The 24,765-nt window shown below is 71.3% G+C and carries 21 protein-coding genes, 2 pseudogenes and 1 riboswitch; of the genes and pseudogenes, 8 read left to right on the top strand and 15 right to left on the bottom strand.

The window, feature by feature from the left end; translation table 11 throughout:
• On the top strand, positions 1–281 hold a 281-nt coding region (locus tag ACFZAX_RS32305), incomplete at its 5' end, for an aldo/keto reductase (protein ID WP_390966036.1).
• A gap of 30 nt (positions 282–311) precedes the next feature.
• Here ACFZAX_RS32305 and ACFZAX_RS32300 read toward each other — a convergent pair.
• From ACFZAX_RS32300 to ACFZAX_RS32265, 8 genes and pseudogenes are all read right to left on the bottom strand, one after another.
• Positions 312–440: pseudogene (locus ACFZAX_RS32300) on the bottom strand (IS5/IS1182 family transposase); the annotation flags it as partial.
• Positions 441–551: 111 nt separating this feature from the next.
• Positions 552–1,001, bottom strand: a complete 450-nt coding sequence (locus tag ACFZAX_RS32295; protein ID WP_390966034.1) for a hypothetical protein — start codon at positions 999–1,001, stop codon at positions 552–554.
• 72 nt (positions 1,002–1,073) lie between these two features.
• On the bottom strand, positions 1,074–1,529 hold the full coding sequence (locus ACFZAX_RS32290; protein WP_390966032.1) for a hypothetical protein: 456 nt from the start codon (positions 1,527–1,529) through the stop codon (positions 1,074–1,076).
• A gap of 51 nt (positions 1,530–1,580) precedes the next feature.
• Positions 1,581–2,090 carry a hypothetical protein gene (locus ACFZAX_RS32285; RefSeq protein ID WP_390966030.1) on the bottom strand — a complete coding sequence of 170 codons (510 nt, stop codon included), beginning with the start codon at positions 2,088–2,090 and terminating at the stop codon, positions 1,581–1,583.
• 193 nt (positions 2,091–2,283) lie between these two features.
• Positions 2,284–2,796: pseudogene (locus tag ACFZAX_RS32280) on the bottom strand (IS5 family transposase); the annotation flags it as partial.
• 140 nt (positions 2,797–2,936) lie between these two features.
• On the bottom strand, positions 2,937–4,142 hold the full coding sequence (locus ACFZAX_RS32275) for an acyl-CoA dehydrogenase family protein (protein ID WP_390966028.1): 1,206 nt from the start codon (positions 4,140–4,142) through the stop codon (positions 2,937–2,939).
• Between the two features lie 685 nt (positions 4,143–4,827).
• Positions 4,828–5,376, bottom strand: a complete 549-nt coding sequence (locus ACFZAX_RS32270) for a hypothetical protein (RefSeq protein ID WP_390966026.1) — start codon at positions 5,374–5,376, stop codon at positions 4,828–4,830.
• A 426-nt stretch (positions 5,377–5,802) separates the two neighbouring features.
• Entirely contained in the window at positions 5,803–6,360 is a 558-nt protein-coding gene (locus ACFZAX_RS32265) for an ABATE domain-containing protein (protein ID WP_390966024.1), read from the bottom strand.
• A 262-nt stretch (positions 6,361–6,622) separates the two neighbouring features.
• Between ACFZAX_RS32265 and ACFZAX_RS32260 the strand changes: the two genes are divergently transcribed.
• Complete coding sequence (locus ACFZAX_RS32260) at positions 6,623–7,387, top strand: tannase/feruloyl esterase family alpha/beta hydrolase (RefSeq protein WP_390966022.1); 765 nt, start codon at positions 6,623–6,625, stop codon at positions 7,385–7,387.
• Between the two features lie 96 nt (positions 7,388–7,483).
• Here ACFZAX_RS32260 and ACFZAX_RS32255 read toward each other — a convergent pair whose 3' ends face one another.
• The 5 genes from ACFZAX_RS32255 to ACFZAX_RS32235 form a co-directional block, all read right to left on the bottom strand.
• Positions 7,484–8,716 carry a cytochrome P450 gene (locus ACFZAX_RS32255; protein WP_390966020.1) on the bottom strand — a complete coding sequence of 411 codons (1,233 nt, stop codon included), beginning with the start codon at positions 8,714–8,716 and terminating at the stop codon, positions 7,484–7,486.
• Between the two features lie 462 nt (positions 8,717–9,178).
• Positions 9,179–10,837: a phospholipid carrier-dependent glycosyltransferase gene (locus tag ACFZAX_RS32250; protein ID WP_390966019.1), complete on the bottom strand. Its 1,659-nt coding sequence runs from the start codon at positions 10,835–10,837 to the stop codon at positions 9,179–9,181.
• 41 nt (positions 10,838–10,878) lie between these two features.
• Entirely contained in the window at positions 10,879–11,259 is a 381-nt protein-coding gene (locus ACFZAX_RS32245) for a hypothetical protein (RefSeq protein ID WP_390966017.1), read from the bottom strand.
• A gap of 13 nt (positions 11,260–11,272) precedes the next feature.
• Positions 11,273–11,869: a SigE family RNA polymerase sigma factor gene (locus ACFZAX_RS32240; RefSeq protein WP_390966015.1), complete on the bottom strand. Its 597-nt coding sequence runs from the start codon at positions 11,867–11,869 to the stop codon at positions 11,273–11,275.
• An 836-nt stretch (positions 11,870–12,705) separates the two neighbouring features.
• Complete coding sequence (locus tag ACFZAX_RS32235; protein WP_390966013.1) at positions 12,706–13,776, bottom strand: substrate-binding domain-containing protein; 1,071 nt, start codon at positions 13,774–13,776, stop codon at positions 12,706–12,708.
• 270 nt (positions 13,777–14,046) lie between these two features.
• Here ACFZAX_RS32235 and ACFZAX_RS32230 point away from each other — a divergent pair, with 270 nt between their 5' ends.
• From ACFZAX_RS32230 to ACFZAX_RS32215, 4 genes are all read left to right on the top strand, one after another.
• Positions 14,047–15,426, top strand: coding sequence for an extracellular solute-binding protein (locus ACFZAX_RS32230; RefSeq protein ID WP_390966012.1), 1,380 nt, complete (start codon positions 14,047–14,049; stop codon positions 15,424–15,426).
• A gap of 22 nt (positions 15,427–15,448) precedes the next feature.
• Positions 15,449–16,381 (top strand): ABC transporter permease subunit, encoded by a 933-nt coding sequence (locus ACFZAX_RS32225; protein WP_390966010.1) that lies wholly within the window; start codon positions 15,449–15,451, stop codon positions 16,379–16,381.
• Between the two features lie 2 nt (positions 16,382–16,383).
• Complete coding sequence (locus tag ACFZAX_RS32220; RefSeq protein ID WP_390966008.1) at positions 16,384–17,283, top strand: ABC transporter permease subunit; 900 nt, start codon at positions 16,384–16,386, stop codon at positions 17,281–17,283.
• A gap of 90 nt (positions 17,284–17,373) precedes the next feature.
• On the top strand, positions 17,374–19,197 hold the full coding sequence (locus ACFZAX_RS32215) for a sugar-binding domain-containing protein (RefSeq protein WP_390966007.1): 1,824 nt from the start codon (positions 17,374–17,376) through the stop codon (positions 19,195–19,197).
• 59 nt (positions 19,198–19,256) lie between these two features.
• Here the strand turns inward: ACFZAX_RS32215 and ACFZAX_RS32210 are convergent, their stop codons facing one another.
• The gene (locus ACFZAX_RS32210) at positions 19,257–21,026 is read right to left on the bottom strand and encodes an RICIN domain-containing protein (protein WP_390966005.1); all 1,770 of its coding nucleotides are present in this window, start codon (positions 21,024–21,026) and stop codon (positions 19,257–19,259) included.
• A 307-nt stretch (positions 21,027–21,333) separates the two neighbouring features.
• On the opposite strand from ACFZAX_RS32210, the gene ACFZAX_RS32205 reads away from it, so the two are divergent.
• Positions 21,334–21,585: a hypothetical protein gene (locus ACFZAX_RS32205; RefSeq protein WP_390966003.1), complete on the top strand. Its 252-nt coding sequence runs from the start codon at positions 21,334–21,336 to the stop codon at positions 21,583–21,585.
• A gap of 150 nt (positions 21,586–21,735) precedes the next feature.
• Here the strand turns inward: ACFZAX_RS32205 and ACFZAX_RS32200 are convergent, their stop codons facing one another.
• Positions 21,736–22,929, bottom strand: coding sequence for a glycoside hydrolase family 76 protein (locus tag ACFZAX_RS32200; RefSeq protein WP_390966001.1), 1,194 nt, complete (start codon positions 22,927–22,929; stop codon positions 21,736–21,738).
• 239 nt (positions 22,930–23,168) lie between these two features.
• A riboswitch (TPP riboswitch) is annotated at positions 23,169–23,262 on the top strand.
• On the opposite strand from ACFZAX_RS32200, the gene ACFZAX_RS32195 reads away from it, so the two are divergent.
• A complete protein-coding gene (locus ACFZAX_RS32195) occupies positions 23,254–24,669 on the top strand; it encodes a cytosine permease (protein WP_390965999.1) in 1,416 nt (471 codons plus the stop codon). Its footprint overlaps the riboswitch before it by 9 nt.
• Positions 24,670–24,765 lie beyond the last annotated feature (96 nt).

Here is a 24,765-nt window from a genome sequence, read left to right as displayed (position 1 = left end):
CCAGCATGCACATGGCGAACGGCTGGCTCGTACGGCGATCAGTCCCACGATCGAGCGATCACGAACCGAGGAAGATCGGACTTAACGCCCTCTCACAGGTCGCGAACCGACTGGGGGCGACGCCCATGTCGGTCGCGCTGGTCTGGCTGATCCAGCGCTCGCCGAACATCCTGCTCATCCCCGGTACTTCGTCCACCGCCCACCTGCGCGAGAACATCGCAGGCGCCGGGCTTTCCCTCTCGGACGAGGATGAGGCCGAATTGGACAGCATCAGCCACTGAACAACACACAGGTCACTGACCGAGACCGCGCTATCGGGCGGACCGGAGGAAGATGCCCGCGATGTGGAGGCCGGCCAGGTAGATGATGGCGGTCTTCTCGTAGCGGGTGGCGATGCCGCGCCACTGCTTCACGCGGTGGAAGCACCGCTCGGCGGTGTTGCCTGGCTTGAGCCTCCGTCAACTTGAAGTCGCAGGTCAAAGAGCTGGTGTGATCAGTTCTCGGGGTGCTCGTGCTGGTCGTGGGCGGCAGTCCGCGGAGAAGATCATCCGTCAGCGGTTGACTTCGAGGTTCGTCAGGACGAGCAGAGTGCGCAGGAGTTGGGTGGCGCGGGCGGGGCCGGTGCGGCGCTGGGTGCGGATGAGGGTGCCGCCGATCAGGACCACCTCCCCGCCCTGCTTGGCGACCTTCATCAGGGCGCGGTCCAGACGCGGAGCCTGCGCTGCGAGCAGTCCGATGAGCTCGTCGCGCCAGCGGCGGACCGTGGACTCGGACACGTCGTTGCCGCCGGCCATGTCGGCCAGACGCTGGTCGTGGCGCAGTACGGCCAGGACGATCACCGCGATCTTCCCCGGCGGCAGGATCCGCCACCTGGAGCGGATCGCCTTCAGGTGGCGCCTGAGCAGATCGGCGAGGTGGCTGACGGTGCGCGTGGACGGCGGCAGACGGCACTGGTAGACAGGCGGGCAGGTGTTCTCGGCGAGCTCTTTGGTATTCGTCACACAATTTCAACGGCCGCCGGGGGCACCCTGGTTACGCCCGTTCCGAGCCGCTCCGAGTGGCGATGCTCCTGGTCACAGGCGGGTGGTGGACCGGCCGTCGGGCAGTTTCCGCAGCCAGCCGCGAACGACGAGTCTGACCAGCTTGCTGCGCAGCGGTTCCAGCTTGGCCCGCACGCTGACGTCCACCCCCACCACCACGCCGACCTCACGGGCCATGACCGGTCCAGCGGCCTGCCGCACGGCGGCGATGATGCGCTGGTAGTCCCACGGGAGCGAGTCCTCCTCCACACCCGGTTCGCGGTGTGGAATCAGCATCACTGGTCGTCCGGTCACCTGCCCTGGCATCGGCCCGGCCGAGGCGCGTTGCTCGGCGAGCCGGCCGGTCATCCGTTCAAGGACGGCTTCGGCGACGGCGAGTTCGTCCCGCTCGGCCCGTACTTCCGCCAGCTGTTTGGCCAGCTGTTCTTCGAGTTCGTCCAGTTCCGCGCGCCGCGCGGTGATCCGTTCCAGCAGCTCGGGATCCAGCATGCATCGGATCGTAGAAGGCGGCCGAACCGCGGGGAGCGAGAACCGGACAGTTCAGCTACCTACTTCTGCTGCCGACCACTTGCTCAAGAACTGCTTCGCCGCCTCGACGGCTTCTCTGTTGAGCTCCTCGACGGAGACTCCCCAGCTCTCGTCCCACTCGTCCAGGTTGAGAGCGCACGAGACGAGGGTTTGCAGCTCTTCGGGACAGCCAAGGTCATAGGCGATGTCTGCCCAGATGATGTGAGTGCCGGCGGCGGGATCCAGGGTTCCGTCAGCAATCTGACCAGCGATCCAGTAGGCCATCGCCCACTTCGCGTCGCGCGGGTCAGCGGGCGGCTGGAAGAGCAGTCCCAGTTCCTCCAGTATCTGGTCGAAGAGCGCTGGTGCTTCGGGTTCCTCGCTCCGGAGGAGGCCGGCCAGCATGGCGAGGGAGGGACTCTCCACCCCAGCAATGAGTGCGTCGAGCCCTGCCTGGATGAGCCGGTCGGACCCGACGTGCCTACCGAATGCCCGCTCGCGCGCGATGTGGCTGAGCTGCTTGAGGGCGTCATCGCGGGTCATCGGAGTCTTCTCGGTCGGCGTCCGGGGAAAGAAGGCTCGCACATCCGCCGGCGCTGCTGCATCGCGTTTCTCTTCGACCCACCCGTGCTGACAGACGATCTACTCCTCAGACTCCCGCCCCCGACCAGCGTGAGCACCCCGAGAACCGATCACACCAGCCCTTGGACCTGCGACTTCACGTTGGCGGAGGCTTCTTGTACGCCTCCCGGTCGAAGGCCGGTGGCCTGCCGCCCCGGCGCCCCGGCTGCCCCGGCGTAGCCGGTGTGCGCGCTGGTCAGCGGGGACGGGCATCACTGCTCGGATGCCGCGCTTGCGCAGGTGGTCACGGATCGCGCGCGAGGAGTACGCCTTGTCGGCCAGGATCAGGTCCGGCGTGGTGCGGGGCCGTCCTCGCGGGCGCGGGACACGCGGGCGGTCCATGACATCGGTGAAAGCGGGTGCGTCACCGGCCTGGCCAGCGGTGAGGACGAACGCCAGAGGTCGGCAGCGAGCAGCGGCGGCGAGGTGGATCCTCGTGCCCAGTCCGCCGCGGGACCCGCCGATGGCGTGGTCGCCGGGTTCGGCGGCCCGGGCCCCTTTTTACGGGCCCCGGCCGCGTGTTGGTGGGCCCGCACAATAGTGGAGTCCACCGACACGACCAGGCCAGGCCCTCGTCCGTGTCGGCAGGGGCTACCAGGGCGGTGCGCACACGCTCCCAGGTGCCGTCGACGGCTGTCGACAGGATGTTCCGATGGTTCCTCACATGTGTGAACAGCTGACGGGCGTGAGGGCCCCTCGCGAGCCTGCCGGGGACGGCGGGATGCCGTCCAGGCGGCCCGGCCTCGGGGGAGACGCGGACGGTGGAGCTCAGACCATGGGACTGACCGGCCGTACGTCCCCCACCAGGGCCCGCCCGTACATCTCCTTGGCGAGGCCGGGGTGGAGCGTGGGATGCCGGGCGGCGGTCTCCAGGTCACGCCAGTGGCGCTGTACGGTCTTCGACGCCGCGAAGCTGCCCGCCCCGCCGATGGTGAGCAGTGCCTGCACCGCCTGCAGCAGGCAGGTGGAGGCGTGTCCCGCGTCCATCCGGACCCGCGCGCGCTCGATCGGCGACGGAGAGGTCCCCGAGACCGCCGCCGCGCCCACGGACTCGGCCGAGCGCCTCAGATGCAGGTGGGCGGAGTCGATCAGGGTGGCCGCCTCGGCGAGTGCCGTCTGCACGCTCGGTGAGTCGGCGAGGCGGGCGTACAGGGACATGGCCATCGGTTTCCCGCTCTCGACGGCGTCCAGGGTGAGCCGGAGAACCGACCGCGCGGCGCCCAGCAGGGGGCCCATCGACACCAGCGTCATGGACCCCGGTGGAATCCGGTACAGCGGCTCCTGGGGAAGCCCGTGTCCCCGGACGACGTCGGCGAACTCCCGGAGCCGGTGGTGGGGTACGAACACCTCGTCGGCGACCAGGGTGTCACTGCCTGTCCCACGCATCCCCGCCATGTCCCAGGTCCTGCTGACGGCAAGGTCGGAAGCCGGAATCAGGGCCAGGCCCCGCGTCGGCGCGTTATCGGGCTCTTCGGGCAGTGGGACGCCGAGCAGGGCCCAGCCGGCGTGGTGGCAGCCCGAGGCCCAGGACCACGTGCCGGTGACGATCACCCCGCCGCCGACCGGCCGGGAGACGGCTCCCACGTCGCTGAACACCCCGCACAGGGCGACGTCTGGACCGTCGCTCCACAGGTCGCTACAGGCCCTCTCCCCGAAGGAGGCCGCGATCTGCTGTGCGACGTACGAGACCATCACCACCCAGGCGCTCGACGGGCAGGCGAGCGCGAGCTCGGCGGTCACCTCCAGGCTGTCGGCGGGCATGAGTTCGGTGCCACCGAAGCGTTGCGGCACCCCGAGCGCGAACTGCCCCGTCTCGCGCAGGGCCTGTACTGCCCCGGGAGTCAGCCGGCTGTCGGATTCTGCCGCGTCCGCGGCGTGGCTCAGTACGGGTGCGATGGCGCGGGCTGCAGCGAGGAGCCCGCTCGTCGGATCGGCGAGTGCGGCGCGCTCGGCGCCTGTCGAGGAGTTCGTCACGACTCCAGGAGATCACCTGACGAGCCCGGGGGCGCTCGTTCCCAGCAAGTCGGACCCACGGCCCGGCCTGCTCCGAACACGCTTAGCCGGTCGCCCCGTTCGGAGTCGACAGCGCTGCCCCCGCACGGGGCGGCCGTTGTTCTCCCGGGCCGTCGCGCGGGAGGCGACGACACACTTCGCAGGGTAGGAGACACACTTCGTACGCCGGGCGGTGTGGACCTCCACCCGGGCGCGCAAACCTTACGGCCACAACGGACGACGGAAGAGCCGCCGCACCGATGTCGTCACACGTCTGTACGTCACAGCCGCACCGGACGTCGCTTCGGCGGGGCGTGGACGTGCGTGTGACCGGAGATCGCCGGAGGGGAACCGAGTCGGTGAGACGTCCGGCCGAGCGAAGGCGGCACGGACGCGGTCGGCCGGGGGAATCGGTGACGTACGGCCGAGCGTCGGAGGCCTCGGAGGAACAGCGATGGCGGGCGGGGCCTCACTCGGCCGTCGAGGCCTCGACGAGGTGGCACGCACGACCGCGCCGTACCCGTCGGCGCCCGGAGTTCCGGGCGGGCAGCCGGCGCGCTACGGGCACACCCGAGTCCGGCCATGGAGCCACGGCTCCACTGACACGCCCCACTGACACACCCTACTGACACACCCTACTGACACACCCCGCTGACACATTCGCGTGTCAGCTCGCCCCATCCGGCTTCACCAGGGTGTACATGACGGAGCGCTCTTCCTTGTGTCGCTGGATGTGTCCCTTGGCGACCAAAGACTCCAGGGTGTTCCGCACGACCTGGGGCGTGGGGTTCCGGTCCGGGTGCTTCTCCAGGAGCTCGTCCCGCAGCTCCTTCGCCGGCCGCGGCTCCTCGTAGTTGCCGAGCAGCTCCGTCAGGAGTCCACCGAGCAGAGGCTGACGCGACTTCCCCTTCGCATCGGCCTTCGCCCTGGCGCCTGCCGGAGCGGTGCTGCCCGAAGCCGAGCGCCGAGAGGCGGTGGACGTCCGCTTCGTCCCGGCGGCGGGCTCGCCCTGCGCCTGCTCGGGCAGGCGGGACGCGTCGACGAAGCCCTCGTACCGTTCGGCGAGGTTCAGGATGTCCACCAGGAGGGATTCCTCCTGCTTCAACACCGCGATCCTCTCCGTCAGTTCCTGTTGCCGCCGACGATTCTGCTCCAGGTCCGACGCGGCTTGTTCTGCATACCGCGACCGGAGCGTGGCGGCTGACTGGCTGGTCACAACCGTTCCCTCCCTCGTTGTGGATGACGCTGCGCATGGTACCCATGCCGAGGGCCTCGCGCGGAGGTGTGTCGTCGACGCCGAGTGCCCTGCCAGGCATGTCCACGCCTCACGACGAACGCCGACATGCCCGCGCACGTGGGAGGTGCCCGATTCTCTCGGACGGTCCGGTACGCGGAGATGTCACCCGCGCAGCACTTCCCCGGAACGTATGGCTCAGCGGGTGCCTTCGCCCAGCCATTCGCAGGACGTGTCACGGCGGCACGGGTCACGGCGGCCGGTCCGGCCTCGCGCGCCGTGTGGGGACAGGTGTGTGTCAGGGGTATGCCGAGGCGCCGGAAAGGGAGGGTCGGCCTCACCGGATTGTTCCGGTGTGCCACGGAGTGCCCCGCAGTCGCCGTGCTTCACGCAGGGCTCCGGGACGGCTCAGTGCGCTGCGGGTGCGGTCTTCTTGCGTGCCCGGTAGGCGGCGGCCTTGATCTTGTTGCCGCAGGACTCCATGCCGCACCACTGGCGGCGCATGCCCCGGGAGCGGTCGATGTAGACCCGGGTGCACTCGGGATTGCCGCACTCCTTCATCAGCGGGACGTCCGGACCGCTCAGCAGCTCGACGGCCTGCCGGGCGAGGGTCGCCAGGGCCTGCGGAGCGGTCGCTTCGACGCGTCGGCCGGCCATGGTGAGCTGGGGCGTCACCGGAGTCCTCAGCGCGGCGGCGTTGACCACGTCGAGCGCCTCGCGTTCGAATTCCTCACCGAGACGCCGGTTGGTGACAAGCTGGTAGATGGCCTCGCGCAGGGTGACCGCCGCCCGGACGTCGTCCTCCCCGGCGGGAGTGACCGTGTCCACGAGCCCGGACTCCACGAACCAGGCGTCGAGCCGCTCCGGCGTCACGAACATCTCGAAACGGGTCGAGCGCCGGACGCGGAGGGTGGCCGCGAAGTCGAGGGCGGGGTGCTCGCATACGAAGACATGGTCAAGATTCACATCACCATTTTGACAGGTGACGACTGGGAGGTGCAAGGATCGGTGCTTCCGGCTGCCGTCCGGTGGCCGGTCGCGGCCGGGGCTCTCCCCAAGGGCGTCGTGGTCACGCGCCACGTCTGGGCATCGGGAGGAGCACGGCTACGCGATCGACGGCTGCCTCGACGACGCGGCAGCCCGGCCGCGGCGGAGAGGCCCGTCGGCCGTTCGTCGAACCGGATCGCGGCGACCGGATCGCGGCGACCGGATCGGCGAGCATCGACGGATGCCGTGGTCCGCGGCGCCTCTCAGGGCCTACTCCGGCCCCGCGAGGGGCACTTGGTCGCCCGCGCGGGGACAAGAAGCTCTCCGGTCCGGCGTCCCTGTCGGGGCCGACCTCTCCTGTCCGGCGGGCACCACCGAGCCCGACGCCGACGGCAACGTCGCGGGAGCGCCGTTCCCGGTGCCCGAGGCATGGGTCAAGGTCCGGCCGAAGAAGCAGCCGTCCTTCGACGTCCCGACCCTCACCCACCGCCGGTCCACCCAGCTCTTCCGGCAGTCCCAGGCTGCGTACGACAAGATCATCGGCACCGACGACCCGGACCTGTCCGCCTTCCGCGATTCCGGCGGCAAGCTCCTGACCTGGCACGGACAGGCCGAGCAGTTCATCCCCGCCGGGGGAACCGTGGACTGCCGCAAGCAGGTCGAGCAGCAGATGGGCGGCTTCCGACGGGTCGGCGGCCTCCACCGCCTCTTCCGCGCCCCCCGGCACCGCCCACTGCGGTCTCGACCAGGGCGACGGTACGACCGACGCCGTCGGTGCGCCGACGGCCCGCGTCGAGCACGGCACGTCCCCCCGGACGCTGCCCGCCACGCTGATCAACGCCTCCGGCGCGGAGGTCTGCGGCGACCGCTTCCAGCGCAGGAACGGGCGCCGGCCCTTCACCGAACGCCGGGTCCGGATCCATCCGGTCGGCGACATCAGCCGTCACCCGCGCGGTGGGACGGAGACAGGCTCCGCCGCGGGGTGGCGGGCGTACGTTCGCCGTAGGCCCGCGTCCGGAGAGTGTCGGGCGGTCGCCCCCGGCCGTCCGCTGCCGTCCCACCGGCTCGACCTCGGCGCGCCACCGCGGCGGGCATGCGGCAGTCAGCGGGCGCGACGGCGTACCGGCAGGGACAGCACGCCGCGGATGATGCCGGAGCCGATCCAGTCGAGCGATTCCACCGGGGCCGCGAGTTCCAGGCCGGGGACGCGGGAGAGCAGGACGCGCAGGGCCACGCTCGCCTCCAGCCGGGCGAGGGGGGCGCCCAGGCAGTAGTGGATGCCGTGGCCGAAGGCCAGATGGCGGGCGGCCGGCCGGGTCACGTCGAGAACGGTGGGATCGCCGCCCACCGCCTGCGGGAGGTCGTGGCCGGCAGACCCGAGCGCGACGGTGATCATGCCGCCCCGGGGGATTGAGACCCCGCCCAGCTCAAGATCCTCGGAGGCGTAGCGGCTGGTGGAGCGCTCGACGGAGGTGTCGTACCGCAGGAACTCCTCCACCGCCCCGGGGATGAGTCCAGGGCGCTCGTACAACAACCCGAGCTGTTCCGGATGCCGAAGCAGCGCCAGGACGGCGTTGCCCAGCAGGTTCACGGTGCTCTCGTGGCCCGCGACGACCAGCATCATGGCCGTGCCCACGAGTTCCTCCTCCGACAGCCGGCCGTCCTCCTCGTCGCGGACGGCGACCAGCGCGGACAGCAGGTCGTCCCCGGGGGTGCGTCGCTTCTCCGCGACCAACTCGGCCAGCAGCCCGTGCAGTCCGGCGAGCGCCGGCCGGTGCCCGGGCGAGGCCACCTGGAGGGCCAGCCCCGACCAGCGGCGGAAATCCGTGTGGTGCTCCGCCGGAATACCGAGGAGTTCGGCGATGACCGCGGCGGGCAGCGGGTTGTTGAACGCCTCCACGAGGTCGAACTCGCCCGACGGCGGCATCGCGTCGATCAGGTCGTGGGCGATCCGCTCGATGCGCGGCGCCAGTTCGGCCGTACGCCGGGGAGTGAACGCGGCCGATGCCAGCCGGCGCAGGCGGCTGTGCTCGGGCGGATCGGCCTCCATCATCTGCGCGCCGAGTCCGACCGAGGGCTGATGGAGTACGTAACCGGCGGCGGCCAGGGCATCGGCGGCCGGCGTGGCGTCCTTCAGCAGGGCCGGGTGGTTCAGCGCCTGCCGGGCCAGGTCGTGCCCGACGACGACCCAGCCCTTGAGCCCGCTGTGGAACTCGGCCGGGTGGATGGGGCCGAGGGCCCGCAGCCGGGCGTACCGGGCCGGGGCGTCCGCCTTGAACGCGGGACCGATGACCACCCGGCCGTCGTGGTACGGGCACTGCTCGCGCGAACTCATGTGTCTCTCCTGGTGATGGTGCGGAGTCGTCGTACGGGGTCCGGGCAACTCCTGGACAGTGGCGGACGGTACGGCCGGGCCGCCGTTCCGGGAACGAGCCCGCTCGCGCGCGGAGGTCCGGGCCGGCCGCACCCCGGACATGCCGGAGGGGGCATGCGTATCGTGCATGCCCCCTCCGGCGCCGGGGAACTCAGTGCCGAGGACGGAGTGGGGAGACGCGGGGGGTGCTCACAACGAACCGGCCCCCGCCGCGCGGCGAGCACGGACGTACGCCTGCCGGTGCGTCAGGGTGCCTTCCGGACCCCCCACTTCATCCACGACCGCGCCCTGCGGCCGGCACGAGTGCCTGTCGCAGCCGGAGCCGTCCGGGTTCTCCGGAGCAGAAGCGACGGTCACCCCGCGTCCGCCGGCCCGTCACCGCCGGTGCGAGCCGGTTCGGCGGCGAGCCCGGCGGCCGTCCGGTCAGATCCAGGTGTCGAGCCACATCCTGGCCCGCCAGCCGGCGTACGGGATCGTCTGCCCCGTGTAGACCGGGAAGAAGTAGACGAAGTTCCAGACGACGAGCAGGACCACCAGGCCGGCGGCCACCGTTCCCCGCAGCCGCCGCCCGTGGGCCGCTCCCGGCGGCCCCGCCAGAGCCGCCAGCATCATCGTCACGGCCAGGCACAGGTACGGCACGAAGACGACCGCGTAGAAGGAGAAGACCGTCCGGTCCTGGTACAGGAACCAGGGCAGGTACCCGGCGCCCACGGCACACAGCACGGCCCCGCAGCGCCAGTCCCGCCGCAGTGCCCACCGGTACAGCAGGTAACCGAGCGCGCAGCACGCCGACCACCACAGGAGCGGCGTCCCGAGGGCGAGGACCACCTGCGAGCAACTCCCCGCCGGGGAACAACCGGCCGTCCCGGCCTCGGGTGACACGTAGGAGAACAGCACGGGACGGCCGAGAACCAGCCAGCTCCACGGATTCGACTCGTACGCGTGGGGGGCGTGCAGCGCCACGTTGAACCGGTACACCCCGTACTCGTAGTGCCACAGGCCGCGGAGCGGGGCCGGAATCCACGACCAGGCGCCGCCGCGGCCGTCCGCCCAGTGGCGTCCGTAACCGTCGTCGGACACGAACCAGCCCGTCCAGGTCACCAGATACGTCGCGACGGCGACCGGTACGAGGGAGAGCACCGACCGGCCGAGATCCATGCGCAGCACCGCGCGCCAGGGGCGGTACGCACCTGCGACACGGCGGGCGCCGACGTCCCACAGCAGGGTGAGGGCCACGAAGAAGGCGAGGAAGTACAGGCCGTTCCACTTGGCCGACGCCGCGAGCCCCAGGAAGACGCCGGCCGCGATCCGCCAGGGCCGCACGCCCGTTCCGGCACGTTCGCCGGTCGGCCCGTCCGGGCGCGTCCGGCCCTCCGCGTCGACCGGCAGGGCTGCCGCGAGCCGCGCCCGCGCACGGTCCCGGTCGACGAGCAGGCACCCGAACGCCGCCAGCACGAAGAACATGACGACGAGGTCCAGCAGGGCGTTGCGGCTCATCACGAAGTGCAGCCCGTCCACGGCCAACAGCGCTCCGGCCAGGCAGCCCAGCCACGTCGAACGGAGCAGGCGGCGCCCGATCCGGCAGAGCATCAGCACCGACAGAGTGCCGAGGACCGCCATCATGAAGCGCCAGCCGAACGGGTTCAGCCCGAACATCCACTCGCCGAGGGCGATCACCCACTTTCCCGCCGGCGGATGCGCGACGAAGACCCCGGTGTCGGAGAGGGGGATCACCTGGGGATGGCCCAGGATCTGGAGGTCGGAGACCGTACGGTCCGGCCAGCCGCTCTCGTAGCCGTGCCGCAGCAGGGACCAGGCGTCCTTGGCGTAGTACGTCTCGTCGAACACGACCGCCCGCGGGCTGCCCAGATGCCAGAAACGTGCCAGCCCGGCGAGGAGCGCCACCAGCAGCGGCCCGCTCCAGCCGGGACGGCGCGACGCCGCCCCGGACAGTCCGAGCGCGCGCCACGGCCACGACGCCGGGTCGGGAAACGGCACGACCAGGCGGTCGCGAACGGACGGCGTCGGGCGCGCGACATACCCGAACCGCCGCAGCCGTTGCTCCCAGGAGACGGATTCCACCGCTCGCGCTCCGGCCGGGTGCCCGCCCGCGGGCCCGGCGCTCACTGCACGCCGCCGCTGCTCGGAGCCCGGAGCCCGAGGGGCGCGGCCCGGGCGGTCGAGGGAGTCGGGGGCGTCGAGGTCTCCGCGGGCGCCGTGGGAGGGAGGCGGGCCGTCGAGGGTGCCGGGACCGACTCGGCGGACACGACCGGACGGGGCGGGGGACCGGTCGGGCCACCGTCCGCGAGTGAGTTCGACAGGACCGTCAGTGCGATTCCCAGTCCGGCGACGGTCAGCGCGGACCCCGTGGCCAACCAGGCCGTACGGGTCCGCTGCCGGGCGCGCACGGCAACCCGGAGCCGGTGGCGATGACGGTCCTCGAAGGGCGCGTCCTCCCGGCCGTCACGCATCATCCGCGCCAGTTCCTGCTCGAAGTGGTCCATTGTTCCTCCTCCTTCACTCGACCGGTCCGAGTGAGCCGACCGGTCCGGATGGTCCGACCGGTCCGGATGGTCCGACCGGTCCGGATGGTCCGACCGTCTCCGCCGGTCCGCCTGCTCCGGCCGGTTCGGCCATGAGCCGCCGCAGCCGTGCGACTCCGCGTGCTGTCAGCGAACGGGCCGTTCCCACCGGACATCCCAGGGCACCGGCGACGGAACTCTCGGGCAGGTCCTGGTAGTAGCGCAGCACCACGGCGGCCCGCTGCCGCGTGGGGAGCAACGCCAACATGGCCTCCAACCGGGTCCGTTCGTCCACGGCGGCCGTCTCGTCCGCCGCCGCGGGCGGATCGGGCAGCGTGCCCACGGGCTGCTCACCCCACCAACGCCGCCGTGCCGAGCGGGCTGCGGCACGGACGAGAATCCGGCGCACGTACGCTTCGGGCGCCTCATCGGCCACCTTCGGCCACGCGAACCAGAGCTTGACCAGCGCCTCCTGGAGCAGGTCCTCCGCCCGGTGCCGGTCTCCGCCGGTGAGCAGCCGCGCCAGATGGAGCAGGGCAGGCCACCGAGCCGTGACGAACCGGTCGAACTCCTCGGCCCTCGATCGACCCATGGGTCCCGCCCCCTCACCTCCCCGCCGGCTCACCGGCTCCGCCACGACTCCCGCCGACGGCGGGCGGCACACGTCGATGACCCGTACACCACCGCACGACCGCGGACACGCCCTCCACCACTGACAAAGACACTGACGCCCGCCTCGCTATGCACCCCTGTCGTGTGGCCTGCGTCACAGGGGGCGGGTCGCTCTGCTCGCTCCTGTGCGGCGGGGTGGTCGGTGAGACCGGGCGGGCCGCGCTGGGACGAGGGGCGGGCCGGGTTTACGGACGAGTTGGGCTTCCGGATTCTCCGCGCGCACATGTTTCGCTGCGTCAGACGCTCGACCGACACACTTCAGGACACGTGTGTACGTTGTGGCCCATGCCCGCCGGAAGGTGTGAGCGCGTGCGGACCGGTCCGCCGGGCCCGACCGTATCGCGGCGGGCGGGTGGGGACCGTAGTCACGTTTTCGGGGGTTGCCGTGGTTCCGTCCGGACCAGGACGGCTGGACGGAGTGACGGGAAAGTTCATCGACACGCGGGACGGGCGGATCGGCAGATGGCTGGTGGGTGAGTACGGATCACGGGCGAGTACGCGTCACTGGCGCACTCTTCCGACTCCGTGGCGGAGATGCCGACGAAGATCGCCGAGGGAAACCAGCCGGTCCGCGAGGTCGACGACGGGCGACTCGTCCGGTCCTGACGTGGACGTGCCCCGCAGGAGTGCCCCGGTTGTTCCAGGGGTACTCCTGCGGGGCATGCGCGGCGCGGCCACCGGCGGGGTGCCGCGGGCGGGCGTGAGGCACTCGCCGCGTGCGACTTTGCCCGCGGCAGGCTGATCTTCCGCGTGTCGTCACCAGGCCCCGTCGCGTACCGCCGCTCCCTCGGTGCTCTCGCGCAGGACGAGGCGGTGGGCCACGACACGGTCCTGCGGGTGCGCCGATCCGGGGCGGCCCTCGTCGTCCGGCCCGGAACCCGGACGCGTCGCCTCGTCGATACGGCGCAGCAGCAGGTCCACGGCCACCCGGGCCACCGCCTCCTTGTCCGGGGCGACCGTGCTCAGTGACGGCACGCTGTACCGGCCGCCCTCCACGTCGTCGAAGCCGATGACGGCCACGTCCTCGGGCACCCGGGCCCCGAAGGAGTGCAGCGCCCGCAACGCGCCCAGTGCCAGCTGGTCGTTGAGGCACAGGAGCGCGTCCGGGCGGCCGCCCCCGGCCAGTACCCGGTGCACCGCGGTGGCCCCGTCGCTCATGTGGAACGCGTCCACCGGCAGCAGGGAGGCGGGGTCGTGCGCGATGCCCGCCCCGGCGAGCGCGGCGAGGAACCCCCGGGTACGTGCCTGCGCGGTGCCGACCGCCCCGTCGTCCAGGCCGCCGACCGTGAGGATGTGCCGACGCCCCTGCGCGAGCAGGTGAGCGGTGGCCTCGTGGGCCGCGCGTTCGTTGTCGATCGCCACGTGGTCGGCACCGGCGGTCAGCAACTCGCCCAGGAGGACGGTCGGCGGACTTCCGGCGCGGGCGCTCAGGTCCTCCGGAGCCAGGGCCAGCGGGCTGAGGATGACACCGTCCACGAACTCCGAACCGAAGCCGGCCAGCGCCGCCCGCTCCCGCTCCCGGTCCCCGCCGGACTGGTGGATCAGGACGGTCAGGGAGCGCGCCTCGGCCTCCCGGACCACGTGCCGGGCCAGTTCGGCGAAGTACGGGACGTCGAGCTCCGGCACGACGAGGGCGATGATCCCCGTCCGTCCGCTGCGCAGATGTCGTCCTGCGAGATTGATGCGGTACCCGAGGTGGTCGATCGCCTCCTGCACCACCCGCCGGGTCTGCTCGGACACGTGCACGTAGTCGTTGAGCACGTTGGACACCGTCTTCTCCGACACCCCCGCGTGCCGTGCGACGTCCTTGATCCTCGGCCGTGCCACCAGCCACCTCCCAGCCCTTGGTACGTCCTGAGTCTATGGGTGCCCTCCGGGCGTCCCGGGGCGGGTTCCGGAGTGCCGGGTGACGGGTGGGTCCGGAACAGAGTCGGTGACGCAACCCTTTACAGCCAATGTACATCGATGTAAAAACTAGGGCACCGCACTGGTGGACCCCGTGCGGATCACCCCGATGTGCGCGGGCGGCCGATGGCTGCCGTGCCGATGGCGCCTGCCGTCGGCCGGGCACGTCGTCCGGCCGTCGAAAGGTCAGTGATGAGCTCTGCACCCCCTGCCCGCAGGCCAGTTGGCGCCTGTGGCCCCAGCCCCGACGAGTCGTCCGGCATCGGCCGCCGCCGGCTTCTCCGATACGGGGCGGCCGGGGCGACGGCGCTCCTGGCAGCGGGCCCGCTGGCCGGCTGCGCGTCGCCGGCCGGCTCCCGAGAGTCCTCCTCGCTGAAGGTGTGGGACCTGTTCCAGGGTGGCGACGGCATGCTGATGGACGAGATGATCGCGGCGGTCTCCCGGGGCGCCGACGGGTTCCACGTGGACCGGACGATCCTGGACTGGGGCCCGTCGTACTACACGAAACTGGCCATGTCGGCGGCAGGCGGCCGGGCTTCGGACGTGGCGGTCATGCACGTGTCGCGCCTGGCCGGATACGCACCCGGCGGCCTGCTCGACCCCTTCGACCTGGACCTGCTGGCCGAGTACGGCGTGACGGAGAAGGACTTCGCTCCCGCCGTGTGGAAGCGGGTGCAGCACGCCGGCACGGTCTACGCGATCCCGCTGGACGTCCACCCGTTCATCGTCTTCTACGACAAGGACGTCGCCGGGAAGGCCGGTCTGCTCGACCCCTCCGGCAGACTGGCGCCGATGGGTTCGCCCGAGGCGCTACTGGACGCCGGGAAGCGGCTGGCGAAGGCCACGGGGCGCTCCGGCATCCTCTTCGGACACGTCACCGACACCGCCCAGAGCTGGCGGCAGTTCCTGGCGCTGTACGCCCAGACCGGCGCCTCCTTCACACTGCCCGACGGCGGGCCCCCGAAGATCGACGTCGATGCGGCGGTGAAGGTCGTGACCTTCATGAAGCAGCTCTTCGACGGCCGGACGAACCCGAACAGCCTCGACTACAACGGCGCGATGGCCGCCTTCATGGACGGCCGCGGCGGCATGATCATGGCCGGCGAGTGGGAGCTGCCCACCTTCCGGAAGTCCGGCATCAAGAACCTCGGGGCCGCCCCCTTCCCACAGATCTTCGACCGGCCGGCCGTCTACGCCGACTCGCACAGCTTCGTCCTGCCGCACCAGGACGACCCCGACCCCGCTCGCCGCCGCGAGGCCCACCGGTACGTGGCCGAGATCATCAAGCAGAGCCTGACCTGGGCGAGCGCCGGACACATCCCCGCCTACCTGCCGGTCCAGGCCCGCCCCGAGTACGCGAAGCTCGACCCCCAGTCCTCCTACGCGGCCGCGGCCGAGATCGCCGTACTCGACCCGCCGAACTGGTTCGCCGGAGCGGGCGGCAACTTCCAGAACCGCATGTGCCAGCCGCTCCAGTCGGCGCTGCTGGGCAACACCTCCGCCGAGAAGGCGGTACGGCAGATGGTCCGGGAAGCGGACACCCTGCTGCGCCGGCCCAACCCGGTCGCCTGACGACAGCCGAAGGAGCCGCATCGTGACCACCACCGCACCCGCCGGATCCACGGCGCCACCGTCCGCCCCCGAAGCCCCGCCCGCGCCCGGGCGCCGACGCTCCCTCACCGGCGGCGGAGGCCTGTTCGTCCTCCCGTTCCTGGTGTTCTTCGGGCTCTTCCTGGTCTGGCCCGTCGTCCAGGGCCTCTGGATGAGCCTCACCGACGCCTCCCTCACCCTGCACGGACCCGAGTTCGTCGGACTCGCCAACTACGCCGAGGCGCTCGGTGACCCGGACGTCTGGAGCAGCCTCGGCAACACCGTCTTCTTCACCCTCATATCCTGCGTGCCGCTCGTCCTGATGGCCCTGGTCATGGCCCTGCTCGTGCACAGCGGGCTCGTCGGCCAGTGGGTGTGGCGCCTCGCCTACTTCGCCCCGTACCTGCTGCCGGTCACGGTGGTCACGCTCATCTGGACGTGGCTCTACCAGCCCGACATCGGTCTCGGGAACCAGCTGCTGACGTCCCTCGGCCTGGATCCCGTCGGGTGGCTCTCCGACGAGTCGGTGGCGATGTGGTCCGTGGCGGCCCTCACCGTCTGGTGGACGGTGGGCTTCAACTTCCTGCTCTACCTCTCGGCCCTGCAGTCCCTGCCCGTCACCTTCGACGAGGCCGCCGCACTCGACGGGGCCGGCGCCTGGCGGCGCCTGTGGTCCGTCACCCTGCCCCAGCTGCGGCACACCACCGTCCTGGTCGCCATGCTCCAGGTGCTCGCCTCGCTCAAGGTGTTCGACCAGATCTACATCCTGACCAAGGGCGGCCCCAACGGCTCGACCCGCCCGATCCTGGAGTACGTCTACGACGTCGGGTTCACCGGATACCGGCTGGGCTACGCCTCTGCGGTCAGTTACGTCTTCTTCGCGCTCGTCGTCGTCGTCTCCGTCGTGCAGCTCCGCTTCTTCCGTCAGGAGGGCTGACCGTGTCCGCCGTCTCCACCCCCGTCCGCCGTCCGCGCCGACCGCGCCGCCAGGAGTCCGGGTCCCCCCTGCTGCTCGGCCACGGACGGCTGCCCCGCGTCCTCGCCGGGACCGCGCTGACCGTACTCGCCGTCGTCTGGCTGCTGCCGTTCCTCTGGGCGGTCGCCACCTCGCTGCAGAGCGAGCAGGACGTGATGAAGTCGGGCCTGTCGCCGTTCAAGGGAGCCTTCACGCTCTCCGCCTACCGGCGGATCATCGACCGCGGAAACGTTTTGACCTGGGCTTTCAACAGCGTGCTGATCGCGGTCCTGGTCACCGTGCTCACCGTGGCCGTCTCCACCCTCGCCGCGTACGGGTTCTCCCGCGGCACCTTCCGCGGCAAGCGCACGCTCCTCGCCGTCACCGTCGCCGCGATCATGGTCCCGCCGCAACTGCTCATCGTCCCGCTCTTCGAGCAGATGACGACGTTCCACCTGGTGGATACCTACGCGGCGGTAATCCTGCCGCAGGTCGTGGCCCCCATGATGGTCTTCATCCTCAAGCGCTTCTTCGACGGCATCCCCCGCGAACTGGAGGACGCCGCCCGCATCGACGGCGCGTCCGAACTCCGGGTGTTCCGGTCGATCGTCCTTCCGCTGTCCCGCCCGATCGTCGCCGCCGTATCGATCTTCGTCTTCATCGGCGCGTGGAACAACTTCATGTGGCCCTTCGTCGTCACCAACGACCCCGACCTCATGACGCTCCCCGTCGGTCTCGCCACCGTCAAGGACGCCTACGGCATCCAGTACGCCGGGTCCATGGCGTCCGCCCTGCTGTCGGCGGCCCCGCTGATCGTGATGTTCCTCCTCTTCCAGCGGCGCATCGTCAACTCCGTGGCCACCACCGGCCTCGGCGGCGGCTGACCCCTCGGCGGCGGCTGACCCCCGCACCATCCGTATCCGCAGGACACCTGGGCGGTGTCCGGCCCCGACCACCATCCGACTGGAGTTTCTGTGCACACCCCCTCCGTCCCCCGTCCGGAGTATCCGCGACCGCAGTTCGTCCGCCGCGACTGGCTCAACCTCAACGGGACCTGGCAGTTCGAGACCGACCAGGGGGACAGCGGCCTCGAACGAGGACTCCTCGACCGCGACCTCGCCGGCGAGATCCTCGTACCCTTCGCGCCCGAGTCCGAGCTCTCGGGCGTCGGCGACACCGACTTCCTGGAAGCCGTCTGGTACCGGCGCCGGTTCACCCCGCCCGCCGCATGGGCGGGCCGCCGTGTGCTGCTGCACTTCGGTGCCGTCGACCACGACACCACCGTCTGGGTGGACGGGACCGAAGTGGTGCGCCACCGGGGCGGCTTCACCCCCTTCACCGCGGACCTCGGCGAACTCGTCACGCCCGGACGGGAGGTGGAGATCACCGTCCGCGCCCGCGACCCGAAGTCCGGCCCGCAGGCCCGCGGCAAGCAGGCGATCCAGTACGCCAACCACGACTGCAACTACACCCGGACCACCGGCATATGGCAGACCGTCTGGGCCGAACCGGTCCCCGAGACCCACCTGCGCCGCCCCCGCATCACCCCCGACCTGGCCGGTGCCGCCTTCGCCGTCGAACTGCCCCTGTCGGCCGTCCGGCCCGGCCACCGCGTACGCGCCGTCGTCAGCGACGCGACGGGCGAGGTCTGCCGCGCCGAGGTGCGCGCCGACCTCGACCTCGCACCCCGGATCCACCTCGCGCTCCCGGAGGGCCGGCGCCGCGAGTGGAGCCCGGAAGACCCGTTCCTCTACGATCTGCGGCTCGAACTCCTGGGCCACCAGGGCGAGGTGGTCGACAAGGTCGACAGCTACGCCGGGCTGCGCGCCGTCGCCGTCCGGGGCAAGGCGGTGCTCCTCAACGGGCGCCCCCGCTTCCAGCGCCTCGTCCTCGACCAGGGCTGGTACCCGGACGGCCTGATGACCGCCCCCTCCGACGAGGCGCTCGTCCGCGACATCGAGCTCGCGATGAAGGCAGGCTTCAACGGCGCCCGGCTGCACCAGAAGGTCTTCGAGGAGCGCTTCCTCTACCACGCCGACCGGCTCGGATACCTCGTCTGGGGCGAGTTCGGCGACTGGGGCTGCGAGGTCGGCGGGTCCTCCGGCGACAACCAGCGCCCCGACGCCTCCTTCGTCGCCCAGTGGCTCGAAGCCGTCGAACGCGACTACTCCCACCCCTCGATCGTCGGCTGGTGCCCGCTGAACGAGACCTACCAGAAGCTCCACGACCGCATCACCCAGCTCGACGACGTGACCCGCGCGATGTTCCTCGCCACCAAGGCCATGGACACCTCCCGCCCCGTCGTCGACGCCTCCGGCTACTCCCACCGGGTCCTGGAGACCGACATCTACGACTCCCACACCTACGAGCAAAACCCCGCCGCCTTCCGGCAGCTCGTCTCCGGACTCGCCCAGGGGGAACCCTTCGTCAACGCGTACGAGAACGGCGCCGCCTACTCCCAGCCGTACCGGGGCCAGCCCTACTTCGTCAGCGAGTTCGGCGGGATCTGGTGGGACCCCGAGGCCGCCGCCGAGCAGTCCGGCAGCGACCGCACGCTCTCCTGGGGCTACGGCGACCGGGTGCGTACCGAGGACGAGTTCCACGAACGCTTCGCCGGCCTCACCGGAGTACTGCTGGAGGACCCGGACATGTTCGGCTACTGCTACACCCAGTTGACCGACGTGTTCCAGGAGCAGAACGGCGTCTACCGGTTCGACCGCGGCACCAAGCTCGACATCGCCCGCATCCGGGAGGCCCAGCTGCGGCCCGCCGCCGTCGAAGGAGCCGACGCGGGCTGACGGGTGCGGACGGGTGCCCGGTCCCGGAGGGCCGGGCACCCGCTGGACACGGCCCGGACTCAGACCCGCTGGAACTGCCAGAGCTGCGGCTGCCGGCCGTTGCACGTCCACTGCTGGACGTTCGCCCCCGCCGTACGCGAGCCCTGGGCGACGTCCAGGCACTGCCCGGCGGACCTCACCACGAGGCGGTAGGAGCCGCGTCCGGCGTTCTCCAGCCGCCAGTCCTGCGCCGCCAGCGCGTTGCAGTACCACTGGCGGACGTTCGCGCCGGGGGTGGCGGAGCCGTTCTCCACGTCGAGGCAGTAGCCGCTGTTGCGAGCGGTGAGCGTGAACCAGCCTCCGCCACGCGCCCGCAGGGTCCACTCCTGCGGACCCAGGCCGTTGCAGGTCCACTGCTGGACATTCCCGCCCGCGACACGGGAGTCACCGGCCACGTCCAGACAGTGTCCGCTGTTGGCGTTCACCAGCCGGTACACAGCCCCGTCCACGATTCCGGCCGCGTCGCCGCTGCCGGTGAGCGGACCGGTCGCCACGTACGGGCGGCAGACCGAACCGTCCCAGTCCGTCGCGATCTGCAGCACCGTGCGTCCGTCGGCCGAAGGCAGCAGCGGGGAGCTGTAGTTCGGGCAGTAGGTCGCCGTCGGGGACGCGACCCGCACCGGGGCCTCGATCTCGTACCACGGGCCCGTTCCGTTCTCCGTGTTGGCCAGGACGGTGCGCCCGCTGTCCGCCGCGGGCGTGCCGTCACGGTTGAGCAGCTGCTGACCGATGAGCAGGATCCGGCCGTTCGGCCCGCCGCCGGGCGCGGGGGCCCAGGCGATGGTGGGCGCGGCACGGAAGTACTTGCCGTCCACCGTCTCCGGGCGGTAACCAAGGAAGGTGGGCGAGCCCCAGTCCCAGCCGTCCGGGGAGGTGCGGTAGTGCACCACGCACTGGTACTGCCCACCCGGATTGCAGATCTCGTAGCTCATCAGGTACGTGCCGTTCGGCAGCCCGCGCACCACGGGCATACCGGGCCGGTCCGGTTCCCAGGCGCTTGCCACCGTGTCGCGGCGGTCCTGCCAGTGGATCCCGTCGTAGCTGCGCGCGGCGGAGAGCTTCTGGTCGTGGGCCGGATCGGTCTCGTCGGCGTAGTGGCAGACGAGCGCGCCGTCGGCGGCCACGGAGAACTCCGGCTCCCACAGCCCCCCGGTCCCGGGCGCGGTGGCGCAGGAGGAGAGGTACGACCAGGTGCGACCCACGTCACCGCTGCGCCAGACGCGGAGAGCCATCCGCCGGTCCGGCTCGTCCTGCCCGACCGACGCGGCCCACAGCAGCGTGCCCGCGGGCAGGGATCCGACCTGCCGCGGAAGTTCGAAGAGGGTGGAGCAGCAGAGGCCTTGCCCGTTCGCCGACTCGGGGTCGGCGATCCTGCCCACCTGCCGGAAGGTGGCTCCCGCATCGGTGCTTTCGTGGATGGCACCGATGCCGTTGCCGCCGTCGAAGGTCACGACGCTCGCGAGGACCCGGCCGTTGGCGGCGCCGCTGTGCTCCAGCCGGACGGCACGGGGGTAGAGGCCGGTACCGCCGCCCAGGGGCGTGCCGGTGGCCGCGAGTGAGTCGGCCCGGGTCACGGATGCGGGGGATGCGGAGGTGACGGGCCGTAGGGGAGGGGGTAGGGCCGACGCACCCGCCGCCGTGAGGGCCACGGTCAGCACGGCGACCACCACCGCCACGACGGCGCGTACCGGCCGTCCGGCACGGTGGCCGGCCGGGGGGACCGGGCGGGAAGACCGGGCGGAGAGGGAGGAGGGGGCGGAGCCGGGCGGTCGACGTAAGGAGAAGAGCACGGGGGTCCTTCCTGAAGGCGCGGTGGCGCGACAGGGCGGCCTGCGGGTGCGGGTCGCGGCTGTCGTCTCTTCGGGTTCGCGCACGGGGAATGTCGATGCGGGCAGCGGTGCGCGAGCGGGGGTGCGCACCTGCTGACAGCGCCACGGTAGGACGACGTATACATCGATGTACATAGTGCGTGCGCACTGGCGGCCGCTTCCCTTTCGTACGAGGCGGTCCCCGGGCCGTGACCGTGTGAATCCCGCCGGACGAACAGGGGTGCGCACAAGCGAGTTTCCGGTGGGGCCCCAGGGGCAGGCGTTCGGCATGGACAGAATCGAAGAAGTCGTGGAGACACAGGGCGACCTGCACCGTGTGGTGCTGGCGGCGGACACGAACGGTGACGGCAAGCCCGATGTGTGGATGACGGACACCACGGGGGACGGGGCCGCGGATCTGTATCAGTTCGACACCACGGGGGACGGCGAGGTCGACGTCACCATGGTGGAGCGCACGGAGACGGTCGGCCAGGACCGTGTCGTGGTCGAGGGCGACGGCGGTCACCCGGTGGAGGGCTGAGTACCCCTTCGCTGCCGCGCTCGGGGCCGAACCGGTGCGGCCCGCACGCGCTTCCTGCGGCTTCCCGGGTCGGACGGACGACCGGTGGCCGCACGCTCGCCGCCGCGTCCGGGTGTGTCGCCGCGTCCGGGTCGCCGGACGCGGCGAAGCTCAGTACAGCGTCCGCCAGGCGCCGCGCGGCCAGGCGAGTACCGCGAAGATCTGTACCGCGGCGGCCTGTTCGATGGCCTGGGTGGTCCCGCTGTCGTCGAAGCGCATCAAGCCGGTGGAGCTGTCCCGCCGTTCGGACCAGATGTGATCCGCGTAGTCGGCCATCGCCCGCCGGTAGACGGATCCACCCGTCACCGACTCCAGCAGCAGCAGGTTCTTGAAGAAGATCGAGTTGAAGAAGACGGGCTGGGTCGAGAGCCTGCCCCCGGTCACGAAGTGCTCGTACGCGGCCTCGGCCGTACGCGTGGCCCGGTCCAGGTACGTGCGGTCGCGGGTCGCCTCGTACAGCAGGACACCGACGCCGACGGGGACGCCCTGATTGTAGGACCAGACGGTCCGGTCGACCGAGCCGGTGAGGTCCAGGTTGTCCCAGTAGAGGCCTTCCGGGGTCCGCAGGTGGGTGTTCGTCCAGTCGTAGAAGCGCCTGGACGACGCGAGATAGCGGGACGTGCCGGTGATCTGGTGCAGGCGCAGGCCGAGTTGGGCGCCGGGCATGTTCGAGACCGTGTTGCGGCAGTGGTTCCAGTCGGCCTGGGTCCAGAACACCCCGCCGGGGGCGGGGTGTTCGGCGTCGGAGTCCCAGCCCGACTCGACGAGCGCGAAGATCTCCTCCGCGCGGCGGAGCGCGGCGCGGTCCCCGGTCTGCAGATGCAGCTGGGACTTGGCCAGTCCCACCCACTCGTTGTCGTCGTAGAACATGTCCCCGCCGTCGCCGTGCGGCGCGACCGGGTAGGAGTCGTAGCCGGCGAGGCCGGTGGTGCCGCCCGCCGCATTCCAGTACAGCTCCTGCGCCCTGGCGCGGGTGGCCAGAGCCGGGGCGTGGCGAGGGTCCACCAAAGCCAGGTCCAGGGCGGCGACATGGACCTGGGACAGAGGCCATTCGTAGGAGTACGGGCGGTCGTCGACGGCGACCGGGTACTGCTCGCGCACGAGCCCGGTGCCGTCCGCCGTGTCGAAGTACTTCTCCAGAGCGCCGTAGGTGACGCGCGCACGGGAGAGGAAGGCGGAGCGGGAGGGGAATCGGACAGCGGCCGGGACCGGTGTCGCGGACGCGGCGGCAGCGGTCGCCGGTACGGCGGTCAGGGCGGCCAGAGAGGCGCCGAGGACCTGACGGCGTGAGGGGGACCAGCGCATACGGAACTCTCCTGTTCGGGGGGGCGACGCAGGGTGCGGGGTGTCCGACAGTGCTCGACAACGTTGTCACCGGGGTCCGGGGACGTCAACGGCCAGGACGGAAACAGGCGGACGGAGATCGGTTCCGTCCCACGCCTCCCGTCGTCCCCCGGACTCCCGTGCCGGGATCGCGCCTCGGGGCCGCTCCGGTCACCCCCGCCGACCTGCCCCGAGCCGCCGTCCGGCTATCCTGGCCGCCGAAACCGGACACGGGGTGCCCCGCGCGGGGCTGAGAACACACCCGTCGAACCTGAACCAGCTAGTACTGGCGGAGGGATGTCTTCCATGGCGTTGCCGTATGCGCAGAACGACCGTGCGAACCCGGAGCGGGAAGCTCCGTACTCGCGGACCGCCTTCGGCGGCCGCATGCCCACCGCCCCCGGTGATCTGCGGATCGAGACTCACGGGATAGCCCCCGTGCCCGAAGAGCGCCGGTACGGCGGACCGGGCCGGCTGTTCACCGTCTGGTTCGCCCCCAACCTGACCGTGACCGGTGTCTTCACCGGCACCGTCGGCGTCGCGCTGGGCCTGGACTTCACCACGGCGCTTGTCGCGGTCGTCCTCGGCACGTTCGTCGGGGCGGCGCCCACCGCCTACCTCGGCACCTGGGGAAGCCGGACCGGAATCGGTCAACTTCCTCTTGCGCGACTGGCGTTCGGCCGTGCAGTCGTACTGCCCGGGGCCTTGCAGTGGCTCTCCTCGATCGCCTGGGACGCTCTGATCGGCCTGTTCGGCGGGGACGCGCTGGCCCAGCTGTGCGGCTGGCCGTTCTGGCTGGGCGTCCTGGTCATGATGGCCGCCCAGGGCGGGCTCGGCGTGCTGGGGTACGAGGCGATCCACCGGCTCCAGACCGTCATGACGTTCCTCCTGGCCGCCGCCTTCGCCGTGCTGGCCGTCAAACTGCTGGACGGTGTCCACCCCGCAGCCTCCGGTTCCGCGCACGGCGGCGACCGGGCGGGGGCCTTCGTCCTGACGTTCACGATCGCGCTGAGCCTGTCCCTGTCGTGGGCCCCGTACGCGAGCGACTTCAGCCGCTATCTGCCGACCGGTACCTCCCGGCCCCGCATGTTCTGGTTCACCCTGCTGGGCGTCAGCTTCTCCTTCGTGGCGGTCCAGACGCTCGGCCTGTGGGGCGCGTCCGTCTTCACCGATCAGACGGCACGGGGGATCGACACCCTTCTGGGCGGGGGCGCGCTCGGGGCGTTCGGGCTCCTCGCGGTGGCACTCGCCGCACTGTGCAGCAACGCCATGAACGACTACAGCGGTTCCCTGGCGCTGCAGACGATCGGGGTGCGCCTGCCACGCCCCGTCGCCGCTGCGCTCGCCGCGGCGCTCGGATTCCCGCTCGTGCTGTGGATGCACGCGGCCGACACCACCGCACGCTTCCAGAACGTGCTGCTCCTGGTCGGCTACTGGATCCCCGGCTTCGTCGCGATCGTGGCCGTCGACTGGGTGGTGAGGAAGAAGGACCGCGGCGGCGCCCCGTTCGACCTCGCGGCCGAGAGCGCCCGCGACCGGCCGTGGTGGCCGGCACTCGCCGCCTTCGCGGTCGCCTTCGCCGCGGCCGTGCCGTTCATGAGCACCGGCCTGTACGTGGGCCCGGTGGCGGAGGCCCTGCACGGAGCGGACCTCGCCTACGGTGTGGCGTTCCTCGCGGCCCTGGCGCTCTACGCCCCGCTGCGGCTGCGGCACCGCTCCTGACGCACCTCTGCCGGGACGGCATTCTCGGCATCGACGCGTGCACGGGCGCGCCCACATGCGCCCGCGTCGGCGCGCGGGCCCGCGCCCGCGTACACC

This window comes from Streptomyces sp. NPDC008125, assembly GCF_042957125.1.
GTDB lineage: Bacteria > Actinomycetota > Actinomycetes > Streptomycetales > Streptomycetaceae > Streptomyces.
Note: the sequence above shows the minus strand (reverse complement) of the source record. Positions and strands in the feature narration are given on the sequence as shown.

Coding starts and splice junctions, on each gene's coding strand:
- ACFZAX_RS32205 (WP_390966003.1), top strand. CDS start 21,334: ATGGACAGAATCGAAGAAGTCGTGGAGACACAGGGCGACCTGCACCGT.
- ACFZAX_RS32200 (WP_390966001.1), bottom strand. CDS start 22,929: ATGCGCTGGTCCCCCTCACGCCGTCAGGTCCTCGGCGCCTCTCTGGCC.
- ACFZAX_RS32290 (WP_390966032.1), bottom strand. CDS start 1,529: ATGCTGGATCCCGAGCTGCTGGAACGGATCACCGCGCGGCGCGCGGAA.
- ACFZAX_RS32255 (WP_390966020.1), bottom strand. CDS start 8,716: ATGAGTTCGCGCGAGCAGTGCCCGTACCACGACGGCCGGGTGGTCATC.
- ACFZAX_RS32230 (WP_390966012.1), top strand. CDS start 14,047: ATGAGCTCTGCACCCCCTGCCCGCAGGCCAGTTGGCGCCTGTGGCCCC.
- ACFZAX_RS32245 (WP_390966017.1), bottom strand. CDS start 11,259: ATGGACCACTTCGAGCAGGAACTGGCGCGGATGATGCGTGACGGCCGG.
- ACFZAX_RS32240 (WP_390966015.1), bottom strand. CDS start 11,869: ATGGGTCGATCGAGGGCCGAGGAGTTCGACCGGTTCGTCACGGCTCGG.
- ACFZAX_RS32260 (WP_390966022.1), top strand. CDS start 6,623: ATGCCGTGGTCCGCGGCGCCTCTCAGGGCCTACTCCGGCCCCGCGAGG.
- ACFZAX_RS32285 (WP_390966030.1), bottom strand. CDS start 2,090: ATGACCCGCGATGACGCCCTCAAGCAGCTCAGCCACATCGCGCGCGAG.
- ACFZAX_RS32195 (WP_390965999.1), top strand. CDS start 23,254: ATGGCGTTGCCGTATGCGCAGAACGACCGTGCGAACCCGGAGCGGGAA.